General features: G+C 43.9%; 2 protein-coding genes. Both read left to right on the top strand.

Going from position 1 to position 1,179, the window contains the following annotated elements:
• Nucleotide 1 precedes the first annotated feature (1 nt).
• A complete protein-coding gene (locus tag A3762_RS28715; protein ID WP_156493091.1) occupies nt 2-142 on the top strand; it encodes a chorismate lyase in 141 nt (46 codons plus the stop codon).
• A gap of 3 nt (nt 143-145) precedes the next feature.
• Nucleotides 146-1,051, top strand: coding sequence for a 4-hydroxybenzoate octaprenyltransferase (ubiA, locus tag A3762_RS00615; protein ID WP_082868859.1), 906 nt, complete (start codon nt 146-148; stop codon nt 1,049-1,051).
• Nucleotides 1,052-1,179: the final 128 nt, after the last annotated feature.

Raw genomic sequence — 1,179 nt, 5'->3', positions numbered from 1 at the left:
AATGAAGCGCGAAGCTATTCAGCTAACAAGAACATCTGGGGGTAATCAGCCAACTTACGCTCGGCGCTCTGTGTTTCGCTTACACAACAAGCCCTTACTAGTGGCAGAAAAGTTTCATACCTCAGTTATTCATCACTCTTAAGCTATGTTGAATCTAAGATATAAATTTAAAGAAGTTCTGACCCAAGCTGGTCTACTCGAAGGTAAACCGGCAGCATTATGGCGCTTGGCGCGGTTTGATAAGCCCATTGGTACATTCTTAGTGTTATGGCCTGCTATGTGGGCTTTATGGATTGCGAGTGATGGTTTGCCTTCAGCGCTTCATTTGTTTGTATTTGTTTCTGGAGCGATCGCAATGCGCGCTGCAGGCTGTGTGATTAATGATATTGCAGATCGCAATATTGATGGCCACGTTGAGCGCACTAAAGCTAGGCCTCTAGCTGCTGGTGAGTTGAGTTTAAAAGATGCCATCATATTTTTCGTCGTCTTATGTTTTTCAGCCTTGCTATTGGTTCTTTGTTTAAACACTAGTGCGATTGTTTGGTCCTTTGGTGCATTGGCCCTCGCGTGTATTTATCCTTTCATGAAGCGTTACACCTTCTTGCCGCAAGTCTTTCTTGGTGCTGCGTTTGCGTGGTCCATTCCTATGGCATTTGCAGCAGTCATCGAAAAGGTGCCGGCTCTTGCTTGGATAATTTTTACAGCAACGCTGTTATGGACTGTCGCTTACGACACAATTTACGCGATGATGGATCGTGAGGATGATCTGAAAATTGGAGTGAAATCCACAGCGATTCTGTTCGGTAATGCAGACCGATCGATTATCGCGAGCCTTCAAGTGTTGTTTGTGCTTGCGATGTGCTTGCTGGGCGAGCAGTTAAATCTCGGAAGCTTCTATTTCTTGTCCATTGTCGTCGCGTCAGTGCTGTTGGTATACCAACAACATTTGATACGTTTACGTTATAAAGACGATTGTTTACGTGCATTTTTGAACAATAACTGGGTGGGTTTTGCCATTTTTGTTGGTATCGCACTCGATTATGCGACTTGATGAACGTTTAAGCGCTTTTCCTGTCATATACTTGTAACAAACCTCCTTTCTAATACCGCGACGAGTAGGTATTTGCTCAGATGTGATTGAGCATAATGAGAGTGTAAGACATGGCAGATAAGAAAATC

Source organism: Oleiphilus sp. HI0125 (assembly GCF_001635355.1).
The sequence above is the reverse complement of the archived record's forward strand: the minus strand, read 5'-3'. Positions and strand labels throughout refer to the sequence as shown.

What these genes read in the sequence shown, in the direction of transcription:
- A3762_RS28715 (WP_156493091.1), top strand. Translation starts at nt 2, where the DNA reads ATGAAGCGCGAAGCTATTCAGCTAACAAGAACATCTGGGGGTAATCAG.
- ubiA (WP_082868859.1), top strand. Translation starts at nt 146, where the DNA reads ATGTTGAATCTAAGATATAAATTTAAAGAAGTTCTGACCCAAGCTGGT.